This is a genomic window from Alistipes sp. HGB5 (genome assembly GCF_000183485.2).
Lineage (GTDB): Bacteria > Bacteroidota > Bacteroidia > Bacteroidales > Rikenellaceae > Alistipes > Alistipes finegoldii.
In genome coordinates, this window is record NZ_AENZ01000057.1 from 77768 (window position 1) to 100587 (window position 22820).

Consider the following 22820-nt stretch of genomic DNA (forward strand, 5'->3'; position numbering starts at 1 on the left):
GGTGTAAAGGTAAAAAAATGCGCCATGGACGGATGTTATTTCGCGTGTTTGGCGGCGAACTCCTGCATGCACTCCACAAGCACCCTGACGCTCTCGACGGGCAGTGCGTTGTAGCACGAAGCGCGGAAACCGCCCACCAGCCGGTGGCCCTTGATACCCACGATGCCGCGGCTCTTGGCGGCCTCCATGAATTCGGGAGCCAGCTCCTCGTAACCGTCGGCCATCACGAAACAGATGTTCATCAGCGAACGGTCCTCCTTGTCCACCGTGCCGCGGAAGAGCGGGTTGCGGTCGATCTCGTCGTAGAGCAGCGCGGCCTTGGCCTGATTGCGGCGGTAGATTTCGGGAACGCCGCCGATCGACTTGAGCCACTTGAGGGTCTCCTTGAGCACGTAGATCGGGAACACGGGCGGCGTATTGAACATCGAGCCGTTCTCGACATGGGTGCGGAACGAAACCATCGTCGGCAGGTCGCGCACGATCTTGTCGAGCATATCCTCGCGGATGATGGCGAACGCAACGCCCGCCGGGGCGAGGTTCTTCTGCGCGCCGCCGTAGATCATGGCGTACTTGGTCACATCGACCGGACGCGAAAGGATGTCCGACGACATGTCGGCGATCAGGGGAACGGGCGAAACGAGGTCCTCGTGGTACTCGGTGCCGTAGATCGTATTGTTGGAGGTGATATGCACGTAATCCAGATCGGAGGGGATGGCGAAACCCTTGGGAATATAGGTGAAATTGCGGTCTTCGGACGACGCCAGCAATTCCACTTCGCCGTAACGCTTGGCCTCCTTCATGGCTTTCTTCGCCCAGACGCCGGTATTCACGTAACCTGCTTTCTTACCGAGGAAGTTGGCGGGCACCTCGTAAAAGAAGGTGCTGGCGCCGCCGCCGATATAGAAAATCTTGTAGTTCTCAGGAATGTCGAGCATCTCGCGGAAAAGCGCGTCGGCTTCGGCCATCACGTCGTCGAAATCCTTGGTGCGGTGCGAAATCGAAAGCAGCGAAAGGCCCGACCCGTTGAAATCGATAATCGCTTTGGCCGCATTTTCAAGTACTTCGTCTGCAAGGATCGACGGTCCCGCGTTGAAATTGTGCTTTTTCATAATATTCTGATGTGAATTTAGGGTTTCGGAACTCCATTCTGTTAGTTTGCTAACACAAATATAAATAAAATATTCCTGAGAATACAACACTTGTGCAAAACTTGTTCAAAGAAATTTCACCCGGCGTCCCGAACACCCGGCATTTTTGAATTGTTTTTATTACTTTTGCCGAAACTTAACATCCGCCGCAATGGTAAAATCGATGACGGGCTTCGGCAAAGGCGAAGCCGCTCTGCAAAATAAAAAGATCACGGTAGAAATCCGCTCGCTCAACTCCAAACAGCTCGACCTCGGACTGCGGCTGCCGGCCGTATACCGCCAGTCGGAATACGAAATACGCAATATCATCGCCCGCACGATCCAGCGCGGCAAGGTCGATGTCTTCGTGACCGTCGAGTCGCAGGCCGTGGAGACGCCGGCGCGTATAAATAAAGAGGTGTTCCGCGAATACCTGCACCAGATGACCGACACGCTGGCCTTCGCGGGCATCGACGCCGACTACGACGCCATCGTGCCCGTCATCATGCGTCTGCCCGAAGTGATATCGACCGAGACGGAGAGCATATCCGACGAGGAGCATGCGGCGCTGATCGCCGCGACGGAAGCCGCCGCCGCCCGGCTCGACGCATTCCGCATGCAGGAAGGCGCCATCCTGATCGCCGACCTGCTCGGCCGCGTGGACAGGATCGAAAGCTACAAGGAAGAGGTCGTGCCTTTCGAAAAGGCCCGCACGGAGACGATCAAGGCCCGGATTCTGGACAACCTCGAAAAGCTGCAGGCCGACGTGGACCGCAACAGGCTGGAGCAGGAGATGATCTTCTACCTCGAAAAGCTCGACATCACCGAAGAGAAGGTCCGCCTTGCGAACCACTGCAGATACTTCCGCGAAGTGGCCGCGGGCGAAGAGGGCGCAGGCCGCAAACTGGGCTTCATCGCGCAGGAAATGGGCCGTGAGATCAACACCATGGGGTCGAAGGCCAACGAATCGAACATCCAGATTCTGGTAGTCAAGATGAAGGATGAGCTGGAAAAGATCAAGGAACAGGTACTGAACATATTATAATGGGCAAGGTCGTAATATTCTCCGCTCCGAGCGGTTCGGGAAAAACCACCATCGTACGCGAATTGCTGAAGCGTTTTCCGCAGTTCGAATTTTCGGTTTCGGCGACCAGCCGCGCACCCCGCGGATGCGAACGGCACGGCTGCGACTACCACTTCATGACGCACGAAGAGTTCATGCAGGCCGTGGCCGAAAACCGGTTCGTGGAGTGGGAAGAGGTTTACAAAGGCACCTGCTACGGCACGCTGCGCTCGGAAGTTGAGCGCATCTGGGCCAAAGGCAACATCATCGTTTTCGACGTGGACGTGATCGGCGGCATCAATCTCAAGCGTATCTTCGGCGGCGACGCATGCTCGATATTCGTCATGCCGCCTTCGGTCGAGGAGCTGCGCCGCAGGCTCGAAGGCCGCGGCACGGACGCTCCGGAGGTGATCGACCGCCGCGTGGCGAAGGCCGAATTCGAGCTGACGAAAGCCCCCGAATTCGATCACATCGTCGTGAACGACTCGCTCGACGAAGCCATCGCCGAGACCACCCGCATCATCGACGAATTCATAACCGGCCGGTCATGAAGCGCGTAATGCTCTATTTCGGGTCGTTCAACCCCGTACACAAAGGCCATATCGCCTTGGCCGAATATGTCGTGGAGCAGGGATTGTGCGACGAAGCGGTGCTCGTCGTCTCACCCCAAAGCCCCTACAAGCGGGCCGCCGAACTGGCGCCCGAAATGGACCGCTTCGAGATGGCGGAAAGGGCCTGCGCCGCATCGCGCCTGCCGGAGCGGATCAAACCTTCGGTGGTGGAGTTTCTGCTGCCCAAACCCTCGTACACAATCGACACGCTGCGCTATCTGACCGAGAACCACGGCGCGGAGATGGAGTTTTCGATCCTGATGGGCGCCGACCAGCTCGAACGGCTCGACGGCTGGAAGGAGTACGAAAAAATACTCGAATACCCGATATACGTCTATCCCCGCCGCGGCGAGCAGGTCGGGCGTTTCGCCGGACGCATCACCGTGCTGGAGGATGCTCCGCTGCAGGATTTCTCCTCGACGGAGGTGCGCGGACGGATCGAGCGGGGCGAGGACGTCTCGCAGATGCTCGACGCGGGAGTCGCGGAGTACATCCGCCGCAAAGGGCTTTGGAGCCCGGCGGCACGCAAGGCCGCACTGACGGCGCAGATCGCCGCGGAACCCGAAAATACGGAACTGTACACCGAGCGCGGCAAACTCCATTACCGGCTCAACGAGTGGGGCGCGGCGCTCAACGACTTCAACCGCGTGCTGCAGCTGGACGACAGCCACGCCGAAGCGCGGCAGTATGCGCAGATGGTGCAGGAAATACTGGAATTCAGATACAAAGACATATACAACCCCTGACAATGACACGTTTGAAGATTGCCCTCATGGCGGGCGGCGATTCGCCCGAACGGGAAATCGCGCTTCAGAGCGCCGCGCAGATCGAATCGGCGCTGGACCACGAAAAATACGACATTACGGTCATAGACCTCCACCACCGCGACTGGCACTACACGGCCCCCGACGGCCGCCAATGGCAGGTGGACAAGAACGACTTCTCGCTGACGGTGGAGGGCGAACGCAAGGTTTTCGACTATGCGCTGATCATCATCCACGGCACGCCCGGCGAGGACGGCAGGCTGCAGGGTTATCTGGACATGATGGGCGTTCCCTATTCGTCGTGTTCGATGACCTCTTCGGTCATCACGTTCGACAAAGTCACCACCAAGCGGACCGTGGCGGGCCGCGGCATCAACCTCGCCCGTGAAATTTTCCTCTGCAAGGGCGAGACCGCGGACCCGGACGAAGTAATCGCCGAATTCGGGCTTCCGCTTTTCATCAAGCCAAACGCCAGCGGCAGTTCGTTCGGTGTGACGAAGGTCCACACGCGCGACGAGGTGCTGCCCGCCGTCGAAGCGGCTTTCGCCCAGAGCGACGAAGTGCTGATCGAAGAGTGCATCGAAGGCCGCGAAATGGGCTGCGGCATGATGGTGGCGGGAGGCAGGGAGTATCTGTTCCCGATCACGGAGATCGTCTCCAAGAAGGACTTCTTCGACTATCAGGCCAAATACACCGAAGGGTATTCGGACGAGATAACCCCGGCGCAGATCGCACCCGAAATCGCGGAGGAGCTGCACCGCATGACACGCATCGCCTACAAGGCGTGCCGCTGTTCGGGCGTGGTGCGCGTCGATTTCATCGTCACGCCCGAAGGCAAACCCTATATGATAGAGATCAACTCCATTCCCGGCATGAGTGCGGGAAGCATCGTGCCCAAGCAGGCGAAGGCCATGGGCATGACGCTGGGGGAGATGTTCGACCTCGTTATCGCCGACACCTGCCGCAAATGATCGAGATAGACGACAAAATCGTAAGCGCCGACCTGCTGCGCGAATGCTTCGCATGCGACATCGCGGCCTGCAAGGGCATCTGCTGCGTCGAAGGCAACGCCGGAGCGCCGCTCGAAGCGGAAGAGGTCGATATTCTCGAACGCGAATACGAAGCCTACAGGCCCTACATGACGCCCGAAGGCATCGAAGCCGTCGAGCGGCAGGGCTTCATGGTCGTGGACGAGGACGGGGACCTGACCACGCCGCTGGTCGACGACGCCGAGTGCGCCTATACCTACCGGGAGAACGGCATCACGCTCTGCGCCGTGGAAAAGGCGTGGCTGGAGGGGAAGACGGCGTTCCGCAAGCCGATCTCATGCCATTTATATCCGATCCGGCTCATGCGGTTTTCGAACGGCACGGTAGGGTTGAACTACCACCGATGGTCGGTGTGCGCCCCGGCGCGCGAGTGCGGACGGAAACTGGGAATCCCGGTCTACAAGGCGCTCAGGGAGCCGATCGTACGACGGTTCGGCGAGGAATTTTACAAGGCGCTGGAAGCCGCCGAGGAACTTATCAGACAACAATAGACTGCGTATGAAAAAATACTGCCTTACATGTATGGCCGCCGTAGCGGCGCTCACGGCCGCGGCCGCCGAACCGCAGGCTGCGGAGAAAACCGATTCGCTGCACATCGCAGCCCTGTCGCCCGAAGAGGCCGCAGCGGTGGATTCCATCGCCGCGCTGCGCCTGCGGCTGGCGCCCAAGCAGATCGAGTCGATTTTCGATACCAACGACGTCGTAGTCCTCGACACGCTCGACTCAGGCAACGACGCGGTGCAGGTGGTGCTCTACAGCAACAACACATGGAAATACGTCCGCAACCGCGAAGTGGCCAAGGACAGCACCATCTTCGAGAAATACTGGGATACGAAGACGCTCTTCCCCTACAAGGAGGTAGACATGTCGTCGATGCCCCAGTCGGTGGTCATCGACCTGATCGACTCGCTGACCGGCTACCACTGCCCGTATCAGGGCTCGGTGCATCCGCGCGGCAAGTACGGTCCGCGCCGTCGCCGCCAGCATCAGGGCGTCGATCTGCCGCTCAAGACGGGCGATCCGGTTTACGCCACATTCTGCGGCCGGGTGCGAATCTCGGAATACAACAAGGGCGGGTACGGCAATCTGGTCATCATCCGCCACGACAACGGGCTGGAGACCTATTACGGCCATCTTTCGGAGCGCATGGTCGAGCCGAACCAGTGGGTCGAAGCGGGACAGATCATCGGTCTGGGCGGCTCGACGGGACGCTCGACGGGTCCGCATCTGCATTTCGAGACACGCTATTACGGCCAGTCGTTCGACCCCGAACGGCTGATCGACTTCAAGAACGGCATCCTGAGCCGCGAAACGTTCCTGCTGAAGAAATCGTTCTTCAGCATCTATTCGAACGCGGGGCAGGACTTCGACGACGAGATCGCCAACGAGGAGCAGGACAAGAAGGAGGCCGCCGAAAAGGCCGCCATGAAGTATCACCGCATCAAGTCGGGCGATACGCTGGGCGCAATAGCCCGCAGATACGGCACGACGGTAAACAACATCTGCCGCATGAACAATATCAAATCGACCACGGTGCTGCGCATCGGCCGCTCGCTGCGGGTGAGGTAGGGCGGCGTACCGCATACGGGGACCCAAGCCCCGGACACGAAATAAGCCGGAGTCTCGGACTCCGGCTTATTTCGTCAAAAGACCGCGCCCCAAGGAGCCGTCTCCCGAACCGCAGGGGTGTCTACCTGTACTTTGCAGGCTTCGAAGAGAGCTCCCGCACGAAGAATCGCAGCACGGCATCCTGCTGTCCGGGCGTCAGGGTGAGCACCGTATGCTTTCCGCGCGGCGTCGGCGTGAAATAGGTGTATCCCTGATCGTCCACGCAGATGATTCCCGGTTCGGACACCCCGAACATTTCGGGACGCAGGACATACAGCACCGACATCATGTCCCATGTAGGACGGTCGTAAGGCATCTTGCGGTAGGCTTTGTAGCCCTCGACCATCGGGTGCTTTCCGGCCCACGCAAAATCGGTTTCGATGCTGGCTCCGGGATAATTCACCGTCTTGCCCAGTTCGAGCGACACGACCGCGACGGGTACGGGACAGAGCGCGAAAAGCCGCTTGGCGTTGGGGATGTCGTTCACGATATTGTATTCGGCGCGGGGCTTGTCGCCGAAGCTTCCGCCCATCACCGAACAGGACTTCACCTTGCGCTTCACCAGTTCGATGCCGTCCAGCGGCGAATACCGATCGCCCCGGCTCTCCAGCAGGCGGCCGAGATTGGTCGAGAAACCGACGGAGACGACCACGACCGAGCTGTCGGGACTCTCGGCCAGCAGGCGGCGGTAAAGGGTTACGGGATCGCCGTAGTCCCGGTCCCTGCGACTGCGGGGGAAAAGTCCCGACTCGCAGACAGCGCGCGCGTAGTCGTCGCGTTTGAGCACCACGCCGTCACGGACCCTCCCGACCGGAATTTCGGGATAGCCGTACCACGTATTCATCATATCTATATAGCGGGGCGAAAACTCGGTATCCTTGCTGCTGAGAATGCCGAGCAGGGTGATTTCACCCCGGTCCACCGCCTTGTAAAGCATATCGAGCGCCAGCGGATCGTCCACGTCGTTGCCCATGTCGGTATCGAAAATCACCCGCAGGGGTGCGGCGGGCGTCTGCTGCGCCCGGACCGCCGGCGTACAGAGGGCGGCAAGCGCCGCCAGAATCAAAAGTTTCTTCATCGTTTCAGGTTATTCAGTTGCCTCCGGAGAGAATGATACATGCCAGACCGAGAATAAAGAAGAGGAACATGACCGCCAGCAGCCAGCCCACCGAGCGGCCCGCGCCCCGGAACTCCTTCCAGACGAAAACGCCCCAGACGGCGGCGACCATCGGCGCGCCCTGTCCCAGCGCATAGGAAATGGCGGCCCCGGCCTTACCCGCCGCAATGTAGCTGAACGCCGTACCCAGACACCAGACCGCGCCGCCCAGCATCCCGACCAAATGGGTGCGGGCCGAGCCTTTGAAATAGGCGTCGTAACCGACCGGCGTACCGACGAAGGGCCGTTTCATGACGAGCGTGTTGAAGACGAAGTTGCTCAGCAGGACGCCCACCGAGAAGATGAAGATCGCCGAATAGGGCGTCAGCATGCCGGGGGTGGGGGATTCGAAGTTGTCGAGGTCCATTGCCGCGGCCACGAAGCGGTAGAAGAACGACATCAGGACGCCGGCCAGCACCGCCAGCAGAATGCCTTTGCGGTTTTGCGCCGAGGAACCCGGCTCCTTCCGGACCCGTCCCGAAGCGATTCCGTTGCAGACGATGGCGATGACGATCAGCGCCACGCCGAGGAACAGAATGACGGGGTCGCCCTTCGGCGCTCCCATGTAATTGATGACCACGCCCAGCACCAACGCCAGACCCACGCCCAGCGGAAAGGCGACGGCCAGTCCGGCCAGCGACACGGAGGCGGAAAGCAGGATGTTCGAGGCGTTGAAGATGACGCCGCCGAGCAGTACGCTGCCGAGGGCCTTGGGCGCAGCCTGCGCGAGATCTTCGAGGAAGGGACGGCCTTCGCTGCCGATGCTGCCCAGCGTAAAGCAGAGGATCAGCGAAAAAAGGAGCATGCCGACGACATAGTCCCAGTAGAAGAGTTCATAACGCCATGTCCTGCCTGCCAGTTTCTGAGTGTTGCCCCACGAGCCCCAGCACAACATCGTGACAATGCAGAGTATCACGGCGGTCGCATAATCGTTTACTACAAACATATTCGAAGTTTTAAAGGGTTGTCATTCGGTCGGCGGATCGGCCGTTATTCGCAAAACGGGCGTCGTCCACTTCGCGGCGCGTCGGAATCGAGCTTTGCGCCCCGATGCGGGTCACCGAGAGGGCGGCGGCGTGCGTTGCAAAGCGCGCAGCGTCCAAGAGCGGCAAGCCTTCCGCCAGCGCCACGGTCAGCGCCCCGTTGAAAACGTCGCCCGCCGCGGTCGTATCGACTGCCGAAACACGGCATGCGGGCACCACCGTGCAAATATCGGCATTTTTCACGAGCGCGCCGCGCGAACCGCAGGTGACGATCACGTTCTTCACCCCCTTGTTCAACAGCGTCTCCGCTGCGGCTGCCGCATCCGTCCCGTTCAGTACGGGACGTCCCGTAAGCAGGGCGCACTCCGACTCGTTGGGCGTAAGGAGGTAGACGTATTTCAGGTACTTTTCGTCGATCTGCGCCGCAGGCGCCGGATTGAGAATCACCCTCACGCCCAATTCGGCGGCGGTCTGTATCGCGTATTCCACGGTTTCGAGCGGTATTTCGAGCTGGATCAGCAGATAGCCTGCCTTCGCCAGTTCGGGCCGGACGTCGTCGATATCCTTTCTGGAAAGCCGCGCGTTCGCTCCGGGAGCCACGACGATGCAGTTTTCGGCCGAATTATCGACCGTGATGAGCGCCACGCCCGTAGGGGCCTGAGAATCGCGGACGACATGCGAAGTATCCATCTTTTCCGCGGTGTAGCGGGCCATCAGTTCATCTCCGAAAAGGTCGGTCCCGATACGCGCCACGAAAAGGGCGTCGCCGCCCAGCCGCGCGACGGCGACGGCCTGATTGGCACCTTTGCCGCCGGAAACGATCCGGAATTCGCCGCCGAGAACGGTCTCGCCGGGCGACGGAATCCGGTCGGCCCGGACGATCAGGTCGGTATTGGCGCTGCCGACAATCACAATTTTTTCCATAGGTTATAATTTCAGATTATCAATATCAGGTATTGCGCAATCGTTTGTGCAATCACATATGCAAGTATAAAGACAATAAAAGAAAATTACAAGCTTTTTTATGGTATTTTTTCATATGCCTATCATTATTTTCTTGCCGCATCCGAAAAAATGGCTACTTTTGTTCGGAACAAAAACCGGGCAACAATCCGCGCCGGTGTACTCGGACAGGCAGACAGAGCCGGAGAACAGGTTGGAAAGCAGGTCGGGAAACAGGCGGGAAGCAGGTCGGAGAGCAGGCCAGAAAACAAGCCGGTAAACAGGCCGGAGAACAGGTTGGTAAACAGGTTGGTAAACAGGTTGGAGAGCTGACCGGAAGAACCGGAAGAACCGGAAACGGGGCCGGCATCCATACGGGTTCCGGCATCCATAAAATAATATAACAGAACGCCGCATGAAAGAGACGCTGGTCACCATATCCAAACGGACCGGATTCGCCATATCGACCGTTTCGCGGGTGCTGAACGGACAGGCGGAGAAATACCGCATCAGCCGGAAAACCGTCGAGCTGATCCTCGCCGAAGCCAGACGGTGCGACTACACGCCGAGCCTTCTGGCAAAAGGACTGCGCATGAAACGCACCAATACGCTGGGCTTACTGATTCCGCAGGTGTCGAACCCCTATTTCGCCGACATCGCCAGCGCCATCATCCGGGAAGCCCGCAGCCACGGATATACGGTAATGGTGGTCGATACCATGGAGAACGAAGAAAACGAGCAGGAGGGCATCCGGACGATGCTTTCGCGCCGGGTGGACGGCATCGTGGCCGTTCCGTGCGGCCGGACGCCCGACCACCTCGAAAAGGTGAACCGCTCGGTTCCCGTCATGCTGGTGGACCGCAGTTTCGAGCGAACCTCGCTGCCGTACGTCTGCACCGACAACTACCGCGGAGGCGTGGAGGCGACCCGGATTCTGCTGCAGAGAGGACACCGCAGAATCGCCTGCATACAGGGCGTTCCCCATTCGATGCCGAACCGCCGGCGCGTGCAGGGTTATCTCGACGCGCTCCGACAAGCGGGACTGCAGGAGGAAGCCATCATAACCGGCGACGCATTCTCGCTGGAGAACGGCTACCGGCAGACCAAGCTCGCCGTGGCAGGTCCCGACCGTCCCACGGCGATATTCGCCCTGAGCAATACGATCCTGCTCGGCGCGGTCAAAGCCATCCGCGAATCGGGTTTGCGGATCCCCGAAGATATTTCCGTGGTGTCGTTCGACGACAATCCCTATCTGGATTTTCTGGTTCCGGCCATAACCCGCATCGGCCAGCCCGTCGAAGAGATCGGGAAAACAGCCGTCAGGCTGCTGCTGGAGAGCATCCGGGAGGAGGTACGCTGCCGGACGCAGCTGCAACTGCCGCCTGAAAGGATCGTCCGCGACTCGGTCGCAAACCCGCGTACCGCAAAGTAACGTCCGCTCCGGACATATCCCCGCCGCAGTCACAAGACAAGCGCCGGCATCCAAGTCCGGTCGAACGCGCACGACACGTCCTCCGCGGCGATCCTGCACACTGACATGACAGACAAAAAAGCCCGGACGTCCGGTCCGGGCTTTTTTACGAAAAATCCGATTACTTTTTATCCTGAATCGCGTCCACGGCGTCGATCACCGCACCGCGGAAACCTTTGCGTTCGAGTTCGGCGACGCCGACGATCGTCGTGCCGCCGGGCGAACAAACCGCATCCTTCATCGCGCCGGGATGCTGTCCCGTCGCCAGCTGCAATTTGCCCGTGCCGACGACCATCTGGCTGACCATGCGGTAGGCATCGGCGCGTGCGATGCCGTGTTTGACGGCGGCGTCGGCGAGCGCTTCGATGAACATCGCCACGAACGCGGGACCGCAGCCGCAGATCGTCCCGGCAAGTCCCAGCAGGGGAGTATCGACCTGCATCACCAGCCCGACGTGCGAAAACAGCCGCTCCGTCTCTTTCCACTCGGCATCGGAGAGCGAGTGGAGGCGTTCGCAGACAACGATTCCCTCGCCGACGGCGACCGGCGTGTTGGGAACCGTACTGAGATGGTGCGTTCCGGGCGCAAGTATGGTTTCGTACTTTCCGAACGTCATGCCGGCAACCACCGAAACGACGATTTTCCCGGCCAGCAGCTCCTTCACGGGAGACAAAACCGCTTCGACCTGATGGGGTTTCACGGCTACGATCACCATGTCGGCGAACTCCGCGACACGGGCGGCATCGTCGAAAGCCAGAAAGCCTTTCGGCTCCGTATTGCGCCGCAGTTTGGCCCGGTCGCGGGCGCAGGCGCCGATCTGGCAGGGCTTCAACGCCCCCGTCGCGGCAAACCCTTCGGCAAGAGCCTGCGCCATATTTCCGAATCCGATAAATCCTACCTTCATAATACGATTCATTTTTCAAATTTAGGCTTCATTCCGGCTGTCCGCCGTTTATAATCCCGCTCCTGCGCACCTCCGGGGATTTACCGCGGCCGGAACGGACGGCTTCTCCGTTTACTTCGCGTAGTCCCTCTCCCCGAAAATCAGCGACCCGACGCGCACCATGTTCGAACCGCACTCGACGGCGAAGGGGTAGTCGTGCGACATGCCCATCGACAACACGTTGAACCGCGCCCCGAAATAGGGCTGCAAAAGGTCGAAACAGCGTTTCAGCTCCGTGAAATCCCGGCGGATAACCTCCCCGTCGTCGGTATTGGTCGCAATGCCCATCACGCCGCGGACGCAGACATCGGGCATCCGGGCGAAGGGCGCCGTGCCGACATACCGCATAAGCTCCCCGATCTCCCAGCCCGACTTGGTCTCTTCGTCGGCGACATGTATCTCCAGCAAAATCTCGATCGTGCGGCCGCATTTGGCGGCCTCGCGCTGGATGGCTTCGGCCAGACGCGCGCTGTCCACCGAATGGATCAGCGAGACGAACGGCGCAATATATTTGATCTTGTTGGTCTGCAGGTGGCCGATCATGTGCCACTCGATATCTTGGGGTAGCGCCTCGTATTTTTCGCGCAGCTCCTGCGGACGGCTCTCGCCGAAGACGCGGTGTCCCGCGTCGTAGGCTTCGCGTATCGCCTCCACGGGGTGGGTCTTCGACACGGCGACCAGCGTGACGTCTTCGGGCAGCGTGCTGCGCACGAACGATAATTGACATGCTATAGACATAGTAAGCTTGATTTCGATGCGTAAAAATACGCAAAATTCGTACAAGACGGAACAAGCCCGGAAAAATTCCGGGCCTGCATGCCGTTATTTTCCCGCAGGATCAGCGCACCAGCACGATTTCCGTACAGTAAACGGTCCCGGAAAAGATGTCGAGCGACTTCGCCGCACGGTCGTAGACCTGCACCCGGCTTCCGCCGTCGCCCAAGTCGCAGAGCATGTAAATACGATCCTGAATATCGCTGTCGGGGAAGGTCACGGCCGTTACCGAGCGTACGGCGGCCGGCACTGCCGCCAGCACCTCTCCGAAGGTCATCGCCACGGGATCGTACAGCCGGAGTTCCGTCGCGCCGTCCTTCACCACGGCATAGCCGCAGCAGACGGAGTGTTTCGGTCCGGCGGCATCGGACGCGGATTCCACGATCCAGAAGGGGATCATCCCGTCGGCATAGACCGGATCGCCGAGCCGCGCTTCGGCGCCTGCCGAACGCATGCCGAACACCATCGGCGTATAGCATCCCTCGGCGTTGTTCACGGAGAGCATCACATAGCCGTCGCTGTTCATCACGAAGGGACTGCCGGTCAGCATTCCGGCGCCGATACCCTCCGGCATCCGCCACGAAGGCGGCACGACGACGCTGGTGCGGGTTTCGGTCATGCCCAGAATGATGCAGTAATTGTCTTCGCACAACAGGTAGGCGGCTTCCGAATTGGGCAGCACGCCGGTCGTCACGACACGGTCGCTGCCGGAATTTCTGAAATAGCGCATCGTCAGGTCGTAGAAGGCGGCCGACCGTTTTCCGCCGTCGAGCGAGAGTCCGAAGATGCAGTTCGAACCGGGGCGGTTCACCGGATGGATGAAGTGGCTGCCGGGGAAGCGTTCGGTGCGAACGATTTCGCCCGTTTGCATGTCGAATTCGCTGATTGCGACCTCGCCCGTATCGTCATTGCGAACCCCGTAGAGCGTATACGACGCAGGCGGCGTGCCGTCGGAAACGGAGATCCTGCCGAGCGGCATGGCTCTGCCGCGGCGGAAAAGCTTCACCTCGGCCGTACCCGCAGGATAGCCGCCGGGAGCGAGGAACGTGATGCTCGACTCGGTGCGGGAGGTCACTACGCCCCAGACGCCGTCGGCGTAGCCTTCGCTGATCGCCGCGTTGGTCAGGGGCCACGCGATGCGCAGCATGATGTCGTCGCCGGCTTCGAATCCTTTGGCCGAAACGGTCACCTCGTCGCCGGGGGCGAACGTCCGCGCCTCGGAGGGCATCACCACGTCGGTTACGAAAGGGATTCCTTCGCCGTCGTCCGAACTGCATGCGCAGAGGAAAGTTCCGAGCAGCAGCAAAAGCAGGTATTTCTTCATCGTCGTCAGTCTGTTGTCATCCTCCGGCACCGGGGGAGGGCCGGAATACGACCGGTTCGCATTCGACGCAAAGATAAGGTTTAACGCCCTTATATCCAAATAAAATCGCGCTTTTCACCCGCGCGGCGTTTTGCCGTTTAGGATTTGTTTCGTACATTTGGAATCAAAACCTTAGAAATCTATGAAAAAACTCCGCTATTGCCTTGCTGCAACGGCCGTATTCGCCTACGGCGCGACAGCGGCCTGCACCAATTTCATCGTCACCAAGGGAGCCTCGACCGACGGTTCGGCCATGGTCTCCTATGCCGCCGACTCGCACGCGCTGTACGGCGCGCTGTACCACACACCCGGCGGAAGCCACAAGGCCGGCACCATGATGCCCGTCTACGAATGGGACACGGGACGCTATCTGACCGACATTCCCCAGCTGCGCGAGACCTACTCGACGGTGGGCAACATGAACGAACATTCGCTCATCATCGGCGAGACGACATACGGCGGCCGGCCGGAACTGGCCGACTCGACCGGACTGATCGACTACGGTTCGCTGATTTACATCACGCTCCAGCGTGCGAAGACGGCCCGCGAGGCCATCGCCACGATCGCCGAGCTGGCCAACACCTACGGCTATGCGTCGAGCGGCGAATCGTTCTCGATCGTCGACCGCGACGAAGCGTGGATCATGGAGCTGATCGGCAAGGGATACAAGGCCGACGGCAAGGGCGGCAACGCCAACAAGGGCATCGTATGGGTCGCACGCCGCATTCCCGACGGATATGTTTCGGCGCACGCCAATCAGGCGCGCATCACGACCTTCCCGAAGAACGACCCCGAAAACTGCCTTTACGCGCCCGACGTCGTTTCATTCGCCCGCGAAATGGGGTATTACGACGGCCCCGATGCGGATTTCAGCTTCTGCGACGCATATGCGCCGCTCGACTTCGGCGCCCTGCGCGCCTGCGAAGCCCGCGTCTGGGCCTTCTTCCGCACGGTGGCCGACGATATGGACCGATACGCGGATTATGCGATGGGCCACAACGCCGCGAACCGCATGCCCCTGTGGGTCATGCCCCGCGAAAAAGTGTCGCCCAAAACGGTCTTCGACTGCATGCGCGACCATTACGAGGGAACCCCGATGGACATGACCGCCGACATCGGCGCGGGCGGCAGTGCATGCCCTTACCGCTGGCGTCCGATGGAGTTCGAGGTGGACGGCGTGAGCTATGTCAACGAACGCGCGACGGCTACGCAGCAGACCGGATTCTGGTTCGTGGCGCAGGCCCGGCCGTGGAATCCCGCCGACATGGGCATCCTCTGGTTCGGCGTGGACGACGCGGCGACTTCGTGCCTGACGCCGATCTACTGCTCGGCGCAGGAGGTTCCCGCATGCCTGAGCGAGCAGAACGGCTCGATGCTCGAATATTCGCCCACGGCGGCGTTCTGGCTCTTCAACCGGGTGACTAACTTCGCCTACATGCGTTACGACATGATTTCGGCCGACATCCGCAAAGTCGTGGACAAGTGGGAGAACGGCATGCTGGAAACCGTACGCGAGGTGGACGCCGAAGCGTTGTCGCTCTCGCCCAAAGCGCGCGGCAAGTTCCTCACGGCGTTCAGCACGGCGACGGCGCAGCAGTTGTTCGACCGTTGGTCTAAGCTGGACAAATACCTGCTGGTGAAATATATGGACGGCAACGTCAAGAGCGAGAAAGCCGACGTGCTGACCTTCCTCGACGGCGACGGCGGACCGGCGCACTTCGTGGACAACGGCAACGGCAGGAACATTCCCGACAAGATCCAGTTCCCCGGTTACAACGAGAAATGGAAGCGCGCCGTGGCGAAGGACAACGGAGAAATCCTCCGGGTCGTAAAATAATGCGGCAAAGCCCCTTTCGGCAAATCCCGTCCCGACGGACCGGACCGAGAGGGGAACGGTAACGGACAACAAACATTCAACCGAATTATGAAATACGATATTATCGTCGTGGGAAGCGGACCGGGCGGCTACGTCGCCGCCATACGCGCTTCGCAGCTGGGCCGCAAAGTGGCGCTCGTGGAGCGGGCCGAAGCCGGGGGCGTGTGCCTCAACTGGGGCTGCATCCCGACCAAGGCGCTGCTGAAAAGCGCGCAGGTTTACACCTACTGCAAATCGGCCGCACATTACGGGCTCGACCTCACGGGCGAAGTGAAGCCCGATCTGGAAAAAATCGTGGCCCGCTCGCGCGGCGTGGCCGAGACCATGAGCAAAGGCGTGGCCTTCCTGCTGGGCAAGAACAACATCGACCTCATACCGGGATTCGGACGGCTCACGGCCCCCGGAAAGCTCGACGTGGACGGCACGGAGTACGAAGCCGACCACATCGTTCTGGCCACGGGGGCGCGCCCGCGCGAAATGGCGTTCATGCCCATCGACGGCGAGCGCGTCATCTCGTCGCGTCAGGCCCTGACGCTTGCGAAACTGCCCGAAACGATGATCGTCGTGGGTTCGGGCGCCATCGGCAGCGAGTTCGCTTGGTTCTATGCGGCGCTGGGGGTCAAAGTCACCGTCGTGGAGTACATGCCCCGCATGATGCCGCTGGAGGACGAGGAGGTGTCGAAGACCATGGAGCGCGCATTCCGCAAACTGCGCGCTGCGGTGCTGACATCGACGACCGTAAAGTCGGTCCGCGTCAATGCGGAAGGCCGCTGCGAGGTGGAGATCGAGGGCAAGAAAGGCGCTGAAACCCTGACGGCCGACATCGTGCTTTCGGCCGTGGGCATCAAATCCAACATCGAAAATATCGGTCTCGAAGAGCTGGGCGTCGCCGTCGAGCGGGACAAGGTAGTCGTAGACCAGTTCTACCGCACCAACGTTCCGGGCGTTTACGCCATCGGCGACATCGTGGGCGGCCCCGCGCTGGCGCACGTCGCCTCGGCGGAGGGAATCTGCTGCGTGGAGGCCATATGCGGCCTCAATCCGGCTCCGGTGGACTATTCGACCATTCCGTCGTGCGTCTTCACCTCGCCCGAAGTGGCGTCGGTCGGCATGACCGAGCAGCAGGCGCAGGAACGGGGCATCGCCTACAAGACGGGGCGTTTCCCCTTCACGGCGTCGGGCAAAGCCACGGCGGCAGGCGACCGCGACGGCTTCGTGAAACTCCTCTTCGGCGAGGACGATACGCTGCTGGGCGCCCACATGGTCGGCATGAACGTAACGGAGATGATCGCCGAGCCGACGCTGGCACGGATGCTGGGCGCGACGGGCCACCGGATAGCCCGCACGATCCATGCCCACCCGACGATGAACGAGGGCGTCATGGAAGCGGCCGAAGCAGCTCTGGGCGCCGCGATCCATTTGTAAGGCCGAAACAGATCAGGCCGATAAACAAAAGAACCGCCCCTTTCCTGCCGAAAGGGGCGGTTTTCGTATCCGCGGCGGCCGGCCTATACCTTGAGCGTAACGACGAACCGCGCGCCCTGCGTATAGGCCGCATCCAAACGGATCGTACCGCCCAGCTTCTCGACGATCAGCCGGCACAGGCTCAATCCCAGTCCGAGCCCCTGCCCGAAGGGATCCTTTTTGTAAAACCGTTCGAAAATACGGTCGGCCCACTCGGCGCCGACGCCGCAGCCGGTATCGGACACCGAGAAGGTCAGCTCCCCGTTTTCGGGCTTTCCGCAATCGACCGTGATCGTGCCGTGGCCGGTGAATTTGACTGCGTTTTTCAGCAGTTCGCGGATCAGTTCCGTCATATAGCCGCGGTGCAGCGGCACGATGACTTCGGGAACCTCGAAATTCATCCGGTACTCCACGCCCTCTTTCGGCGGCAGGAGTTCCGTCTCTGCACGTATGATCCGGCAAATGTCCATCGGCATTTTGGGCAGTTCCGCAATCGTATTGTCCAACTGCGCCACTTCGAGCATATCGTTGATCAGCGTCGTGAACAAACGGGTATTGTCGCGGATGATCTGCGCGAACTCGGCGCACTCCGCCTGCGAAAGACCGCCTTCGGCGATCAGTTCCGCGAAACCGTTGATGGCGTTGAGCGGGGTGCGTATCTCGTGACTCATCGACCCCATGAAATCGCTCTTGAGACGATCGCTCTCCTGCGCCCGCTGCGATTCGATCCGCAGGTTGTGCTGCAGCCGCTTGATATGCAGCAGATTGCGCCAGAGAAAGATCAGAACGACAATGGCGATCAGCAGAATGACGCCGATAAACCACAAGGTGTTCTGACGCTTCTGAGCCAGAATCAACGCCCGGTCGCGTTCGACTTTATCCAGTCCGTAACGTACCTCCATCTCACTGATTTTCTGCGCATAGTCGCGGGCAGGAAGCGAGTCCCGCAGAGCGGTCATCGTATTATAGGCCCTACAAGCTTCCCGGTACTGTCCCATCCGTTCGCAAAGTCTCGCCCGGCGTTTATACATCCCCACCAGTAGCGGGGAGGGACCGGACGGCCGGGTGAGCATAATCAGCGAATCGTTATACGCCAAGGCGGTTTCATAGTCTTCCTGACGGGTAAAATATTCGGTGCTGATCGAATAGAATCCCTGCCGGTTGGTGAGTATGTTGTTGGGATCGGCGGCGGCCGATTGCATGAAACGGCTGTAACGCCCGTAATATTCGCGGGCCGTGCTCTTATCGAGCACCGCAGTGGTGCACATCGTATAATAGCAAACCAGATAGGACATCTCTTGGGAAATATACGGCCTGCGGCGCACGATTTCCGGGTCGCGGTAATAGGCGTCGAGCATCGCCAGATAACCGTCCGCCGTGCGCACCAGCGCCTCCTGATCCCGGAACTTGCTGTATACGGAGATCAGGCAGGTTATGAGGTTGGCATGGAAATTCCGGCGGGCCGTCGGCCGCATTTCCGGGAGCAGCGCGAGTTCGTCGTTCCAATAGGGCAGTCCCCGCTCCATCTGCATCTGGCCTTTGGCCGAAGCCAGCCGGTAAGCCGCCACGCCGCTCAGGAACAGCCGCGCGGCCTCTTGGTAGACGTCTCCCGCAGGAGCGGTACGGATGGAATCGAGGTATTCGCGGCAATACTGCTGGGATTTCTCGTGGGGAGCCGTCTGAATCCGGCGGGCCAGCCACACCATCCGGTAGTAGGTCGCAAGGCCCTCCATACTGCTGTTTTGCAGCAGGGGTTCCGCCTCGGCGAGCAGCAGATCGAGCGAATCGCGGCTTTCGCCGCCGTTGCCGATACAATACGAAGCAAGCGAACCGAGGGAGGCGCCGACAGCGAAGCCGTCGCCGGCATCGCAGGCTTCGCGGAAAAGCCGTCGGGAATAGTGCATTTCGTCTTTCGACGCATCCGTCAGATCCTTCAGATTCAACAGGAGGGCGACACGTTCGGGAGCATCCTGCTCCGTTTCGCATTCGGCCCTGAGCGAATCGATCAGCCGGTCTTTCGGAGAAAACGCAGAGCAGGAGAGGACATATCCTACGAACAGCAATGTCCACAGAAATTTTTTCATGGGGGAAAGGGATTGTAGACCAAAGGTAGAGTTTTAAATCCGAATTGCAAAATCCCCCGCCCCGGAACAAAAAAAAAGAGTCTCGTTTCCGAGACTCTCCGCAGCTTATCTGAACCACTCTTCCAGATGGTTGCGGCCGTAAAAATAATAGACCGCAAGTCCCAGCCAGCTGGTCAGCAGTACCACGATCGCGGCAATGACTTTGCCGGCGGTCGAAATGTTTTTCTTGAAGATGTCCATGACGCACCAGATTGCGCAGGCGACACCGATCAGCCAAATGATAGTTCCGATCATAATTTTAAAGTATTAGAGTTTAGTAAAACGTTTTTCGTTCGAATACGCCGGGCGGGTAGACCACGTCGCTCAGAAACAATCCCTGCGCCGGAGCGCCGCCGCTCGACCGCGAAAGGTCGCGGCTCCCGACGATCTCGCGGAAGCCGTCGGGCGTATAGCGCCCGCGTCCCACATCGACCAGCGTCCCGACCAGCGACCGGACCATGTTGCGCAGAAAACGGTCGGCGCGGATCGTGAAGCAAAGCACGCCACGCTCGTCGGCCGTCCATGCGGCGTGCATGATGCGGCAGATATTGGTCTTGTTGTTCGAATTGAGCTTGGCGAACGAGGTGAAGTCGTCGTATTCCAACAGCGAAGCCGCCGCCTCGTTCATCCGTTCCATGTCCAGCGGCACGTAATACTGCCACGTCGCATCCCGCGTAAAGGGATTCTTGCGCGGTTCGATATAGTAACGGTATTCGCGTTCGCGGGCCGCGAAACGCGCGTGCGCATCCGCTCCGACGGGCGTCATGCTCCCGACGGCGATATCGCCCGGAAGCAGGAAATTCAGTTTGTAGACGACCTGCGCCGGATCGGGCACCGGTTCCTCACAGTCGAAATGCGCCACGTAATAGGAAGCGTTGACGCCCGTATCGGTGCGGCCCGCCCCCGTCACCTCGATTTTTTCGCGCAGCAGGGTAGTGAGCGCCCGCTCCAGCGTCTGCTGCACCGACGGCATGTCGGGCTGGCGCTGCCAGCCGCAGTAGGCGGCTCCGTTGTACCGAAGTTCGAGAAAATAACGCATGGCGATCAATGAGGTTTCCGCAAAATTACAAAAAATTTTCTAACGCCGCGGCCTGATATTCAGTTTTACGGGACGGATCATGTTTTCGGGTTTCAGCACCTCGTCCAGCTCCTCGCGGCTCAGGATGCCGTGTTCGAGTACCAGCTCGTAAACGCCGCGCCCGGTTTCCAGCGCCTCCTTGGCGATTTTCGTCGAATTCTTGTACCCGATGATCGGATTGAGCGCCGTCACCACGCCGATACTGTTATGCACGTACTGCAGGCACCTCTCCTCGTTGGCCGTGATGCCCTCGACACAGCGGATGCGCAGCGTGTCGAAGCCGTTGACAAGCAGTTCGGCGGACTCGAAACAGCACTGGGCCATCACCGGCTCCATGGCGTTGAGCTCCATCTGCGCCGCTTCGTCGGCCATCGTCACGCAGAGTTCGTTGCCGATGACCTTGAAGGCGATCTGGTTCATCACTTCGGGAATCACCGGATTGACCTTGCCGGGCATGATCGACGAGCCGGGCTGGCGGGCCGGCAGGTTGAATTCGCCCAGCCCGCAGCGGGGTCCCGAAGAGAGCAGACGCAGGTCGTTGCAGATTTTGTTCATCTTCGAGGCGATGCGCTTCATGGCCGAAGAGTAGCCGACCATGCAGACCGTGTCCGAAGTGGCACCCACGAGATCCTCGGCCTGTTTCACGTCCCAACCCGTAATTTCCCGGATGGCGGCCGTACAGCGCTCGGCATAGCCCGGTTCGGCGCAGATGCCCGTACCAATGGCCGTGGCGCCCATGTTGATAGACAGAAACTCCGAAGCCGCATGGTCGAGGTTCTCGACTTCGCCCTGCAGGACGCTCGCAAAGCCGTGGAAAGTCTGGCCGAGGGTCATCGGCACGGCGTCCTGCAGCTGCGTGCGGCCCATTTTGAGTACATTGGCGAACTCTTCGCCCTTGCGGGCAAAGGAGGCGATCAGCTCCATGAGGTGTTTGCGCAGTTCGAGGTGCGTGGCATAAAGTCCGAGGTGGATCGCCGAAGGGTAGGCGTCGTTGGTAGACTGCGAGCAGTTGACATGGTCGTTGGGCGAGCAGTACTGGTATTCGCCGCGCGCGTGCCCCATGATCTCCAGCGCACGGTTGGCGATCACCTCGTTGGCGTTCATGTTGGTGGTGGTTCCCGCACCGCCCTGAATCATGTCCACGGGGAAGAATTCGTGGAATTTGCCCTCCATGATTTCACGGCAGGCCTGCGAAATGGCGTTGAAAAGCTCGTCCGAAAGCAGCCCCATGTCGTGATTGGCGACGGCGGCGCCCAGTTTCACGATCGCCAGCCCCCGGATAAAGAGGGGATACTCGCACAACCGGAACTTGCTGATCGGGAAATTCTCCAGCCCGCGCATGGTCTGCACGCCGTACAATACGTTTTCCGGCACCTCAACACACCCAAGCAGGTCGCACTCGGTGCGTGTCTTTTTCTGTTCTTTTTCCATACTCATTACAAACTATAAAGATTAAAGCCTTCTTTCATTTCGAATTAAAATCGAACAACCATTTAAAGTTAATAAATATTTCCCGAACAGAAAAATATTTTCCCGTTCTTCGTCCGTTCAGCGTCCATTGGAAAGATAAACGCGCCCGCGGCGGCGGTTGAAAAATTTGGCAGTGCGGCCGGGTTGTATTATCTTTGTACGAATTTGCACGACAATAAAGACGGAAAGCATGAAAGCAGCTATCATAGGTTACGGCAAAATGGGCCGCGAGATCGAAAAAATACTCATCGAACGCGGTCACGACGTGACGCTCGTGATCGACACCGACAACGCCGCGGACCTCAACGCCGCGAATCTCGCCGGAGTGGACGTGGCGCTGGAATTCACCATGCCCTCGACGGCCTACGCCAATATCCGCACCTGCATCGAAAACGCGACTCCCGTGGTGAGCGGCACCACGGGCTGGACCGACCGCTTGGGCGAGTTGCAGCAATTGTGCCGCGAGAAGGGCGGGGCGCTGTTTTATGCATCGAATTACTGTCTGGGCGTAAACCTGATGTTCCGTCTCAACCGTCAGCTGGCGGCGATGATCGACCGCGTCGGCGGCTATGACGCGAAGATCGAAGAGGTACACCACACCCAGAAGAAGGACGCTCCGAGCGGCACGGCCATCACGCTGGCCGAAGGCGTCATCTCGGAGCTGCACGACAAAACCGCGTGGGTGAACTACGCGCCGGGGATCGAACACGCGACGAACCGGATCGAAACTCCGGCGGACGCCGCCGCGGACCAGCTCGAAATCCGCTCCGTGCGCGAAGGCATGGTTCCGGGCATACACACCGTGACCTACGAATCGGCAGACGATATTCTGGAACTGAAACATACGATTAAGAACCGCCGTACGTTAGCAATGGGGGCTGTCATAGCCGCCGAGTTCTTATGCGGCAGGCAGGGCGTCTACTCGATGGACGACCTGCTGAAATAAATTTACGAA

General features: G+C 59.8%; 22 protein-coding genes. 10 read left to right on the forward strand and 12 right to left on the reverse strand.

What is annotated here, in order from left to right:
- Window positions 1-35: 35 nt before the first annotated feature.
- Window positions 36-1109 (reverse strand): 3-phosphoserine/phosphohydroxythreonine transaminase, encoded by a 1074-nt coding sequence (serC, locus tag HMPREF9720_RS10035; protein ID WP_014776578.1) that lies wholly within the window; start codon window positions 1107-1109, stop codon window positions 36-38.
- Window positions 1110-1311: 202 nt separating this feature from the next.
- Between serC and HMPREF9720_RS10040 the strand changes: the two genes are divergently transcribed.
- The 6 genes from HMPREF9720_RS10040 to HMPREF9720_RS10065 are packed head-to-tail and all read left to right on the forward strand — an operon-like array spanning window position 1312 to window position 6183.
- On the forward strand, window positions 1312-2172 hold the full coding sequence (locus HMPREF9720_RS10040; RefSeq protein WP_039940469.1) for a YicC/YloC family endoribonuclease: 861 nt from the start codon (window positions 1312-1314) through the stop codon (window positions 2170-2172).
- Window positions 2172-2741, forward strand: a complete 570-nt coding sequence (gmk, locus tag HMPREF9720_RS10045; protein ID WP_009598274.1) for a guanylate kinase — start codon at window positions 2172-2174, stop codon at window positions 2739-2741. Before HMPREF9720_RS10040 ends, gmk begins: the two co-directional genes overlap by 1 nt.
- Window positions 2738-3547 carry a nicotinate (nicotinamide) nucleotide adenylyltransferase gene (nadD, locus tag HMPREF9720_RS10050; RefSeq protein WP_009598231.1) on the forward strand — a complete coding sequence of 270 codons (810 nt, stop codon included), beginning with the start codon at window positions 2738-2740 and terminating at the stop codon, window positions 3545-3547. The genes gmk and nadD overlap by 4 nt, the downstream gene beginning before the upstream one ends.
- Before the next feature lie 2 nt (window positions 3548-3549).
- Window positions 3550-4536, forward strand: coding sequence for a D-alanine--D-alanine ligase (locus tag HMPREF9720_RS10055; protein WP_009598162.1), 987 nt, complete (start codon window positions 3550-3552; stop codon window positions 4534-4536).
- Complete coding sequence (locus HMPREF9720_RS10060; protein ID WP_009598281.1) at window positions 4533-5105, forward strand: DUF3109 family protein; 573 nt, start codon at window positions 4533-4535, stop codon at window positions 5103-5105. Before HMPREF9720_RS10055 ends, HMPREF9720_RS10060 begins: the two co-directional genes overlap by 4 nt.
- A gap of 31 nt (window positions 5106-5136) precedes the next feature.
- Window positions 5137-6183, forward strand: coding sequence for a peptidoglycan DD-metalloendopeptidase family protein (locus HMPREF9720_RS10065; RefSeq protein ID WP_039940414.1), 1047 nt, complete (start codon window positions 5137-5139; stop codon window positions 6181-6183).
- Window positions 6184-6304: 121 nt separating this feature from the next.
- Here the strand turns inward: HMPREF9720_RS10065 and HMPREF9720_RS10070 are convergent, their stop codons facing one another.
- From HMPREF9720_RS10070 to HMPREF9720_RS15455, 4 genes are all read right to left on the reverse strand, one after another.
- Window positions 6305-7300 carry a nucleoside hydrolase gene (locus tag HMPREF9720_RS10070; RefSeq protein WP_009598317.1) on the reverse strand — a complete coding sequence of 332 codons (996 nt, stop codon included), beginning with the start codon at window positions 7298-7300 and terminating at the stop codon, window positions 6305-6307.
- Window positions 7301-7313: 13 nt separating this feature from the next.
- A complete protein-coding gene (locus HMPREF9720_RS10075; RefSeq protein WP_009598217.1) occupies window positions 7314-8324 on the reverse strand; it encodes a GRP family sugar transporter in 1011 nt (336 codons plus the stop codon).
- Window positions 8325-8334: 10 nt separating this feature from the next.
- The gene (gene rbsK / locus HMPREF9720_RS10080) at window positions 8335-9285 is read right to left on the reverse strand and encodes a ribokinase (protein WP_009598145.1); all 951 of its coding nucleotides are present in this window, start codon (window positions 9283-9285) and stop codon (window positions 8335-8337) included.
- 125 nt (window positions 9286-9410) lie between these two features.
- Window positions 9411-9695, reverse strand: a complete 285-nt coding sequence (locus HMPREF9720_RS15455) for a hypothetical protein (protein WP_130062628.1) — start codon at window positions 9693-9695, stop codon at window positions 9411-9413.
- A 23-nt stretch (window positions 9696-9718) separates the two neighbouring features.
- Between HMPREF9720_RS15455 and HMPREF9720_RS10090 the strand changes: the two genes are divergently transcribed.
- A complete protein-coding gene (locus HMPREF9720_RS10090) occupies window positions 9719-10735 on the forward strand; it encodes a LacI family DNA-binding transcriptional regulator (RefSeq protein ID WP_009598183.1) in 1017 nt (338 codons plus the stop codon).
- A gap of 160 nt (window positions 10736-10895) precedes the next feature.
- On the opposite strand, the gene proC is transcribed toward HMPREF9720_RS10090, so the two are convergent.
- The 3 genes from proC to HMPREF9720_RS10105 form a co-directional block, all read right to left on the reverse strand.
- Window positions 10896-11678, reverse strand: a complete 783-nt coding sequence (proC, locus tag HMPREF9720_RS10095) for a pyrroline-5-carboxylate reductase (RefSeq protein WP_009598304.1) — start codon at window positions 11676-11678, stop codon at window positions 10896-10898.
- Window positions 11679-11789: 111 nt separating this feature from the next.
- Window positions 11790-12455, reverse strand: coding sequence for a YggS family pyridoxal phosphate-dependent enzyme (locus HMPREF9720_RS10100; protein WP_009598301.1), 666 nt, complete (start codon window positions 12453-12455; stop codon window positions 11790-11792).
- Window positions 12456-12555: 100 nt separating this feature from the next.
- Complete coding sequence (locus HMPREF9720_RS10105) at window positions 12556-13815, reverse strand: WD40-like domain containing protein (protein WP_009598254.1); 1260 nt, start codon at window positions 13813-13815, stop codon at window positions 12556-12558.
- A 181-nt stretch (window positions 13816-13996) separates the two neighbouring features.
- Between HMPREF9720_RS10105 and HMPREF9720_RS10110 the strand changes: the two genes are divergently transcribed.
- Together HMPREF9720_RS10110 and lpdA are read left to right on the forward strand one after the other, a co-directional pair.
- A complete protein-coding gene (locus HMPREF9720_RS10110) occupies window positions 13997-15691 on the forward strand; it encodes a C69 family dipeptidase (protein WP_009598137.1) in 1695 nt (564 codons plus the stop codon).
- Window positions 15692-15778: 87 nt separating this feature from the next.
- The gene (gene lpdA / locus HMPREF9720_RS10115; RefSeq protein ID WP_009598256.1) at window positions 15779-17155 is read left to right on the forward strand and encodes a dihydrolipoyl dehydrogenase; all 1377 of its coding nucleotides are present in this window, start codon (window positions 15779-15781) and stop codon (window positions 17153-17155) included.
- 83 nt (window positions 17156-17238) lie between these two features.
- Here lpdA and HMPREF9720_RS10120 read toward each other — a convergent pair whose 3' ends face one another.
- The 4 genes from HMPREF9720_RS10120 to HMPREF9720_RS10135 form a co-directional block, all read right to left on the reverse strand.
- Window positions 17239-19278 (reverse strand): sensor histidine kinase, encoded by a 2040-nt coding sequence (locus HMPREF9720_RS10120; protein ID WP_009598142.1) that lies wholly within the window; start codon window positions 19276-19278, stop codon window positions 17239-17241.
- A gap of 105 nt (window positions 19279-19383) precedes the next feature.
- A complete protein-coding gene (locus tag HMPREF9720_RS10125; protein WP_014776592.1) occupies window positions 19384-19572 on the reverse strand; it encodes a PLDc N-terminal domain-containing protein in 189 nt (62 codons plus the stop codon).
- 19 nt (window positions 19573-19591) lie between these two features.
- Window positions 19592-20356, reverse strand: coding sequence for a tRNA pseudouridine(38-40) synthase TruA (gene truA / locus HMPREF9720_RS10130; RefSeq protein ID WP_014776593.1), 765 nt, complete (start codon window positions 20354-20356; stop codon window positions 19592-19594).
- A gap of 39 nt (window positions 20357-20395) precedes the next feature.
- Window positions 20396-21826, reverse strand: a complete 1431-nt coding sequence (locus HMPREF9720_RS10135; RefSeq protein ID WP_009598157.1) for an aspartate ammonia-lyase — start codon at window positions 21824-21826, stop codon at window positions 20396-20398.
- Between the two features lie 229 nt (window positions 21827-22055).
- On the opposite strand from HMPREF9720_RS10135, the gene dapB reads away from it, so the two are divergent.
- On the forward strand, window positions 22056-22811 hold the full coding sequence (gene dapB / locus HMPREF9720_RS10140; protein WP_022044752.1) for a 4-hydroxy-tetrahydrodipicolinate reductase: 756 nt from the start codon (window positions 22056-22058) through the stop codon (window positions 22809-22811).
- Window positions 22812-22820 lie beyond the last annotated feature (9 nt).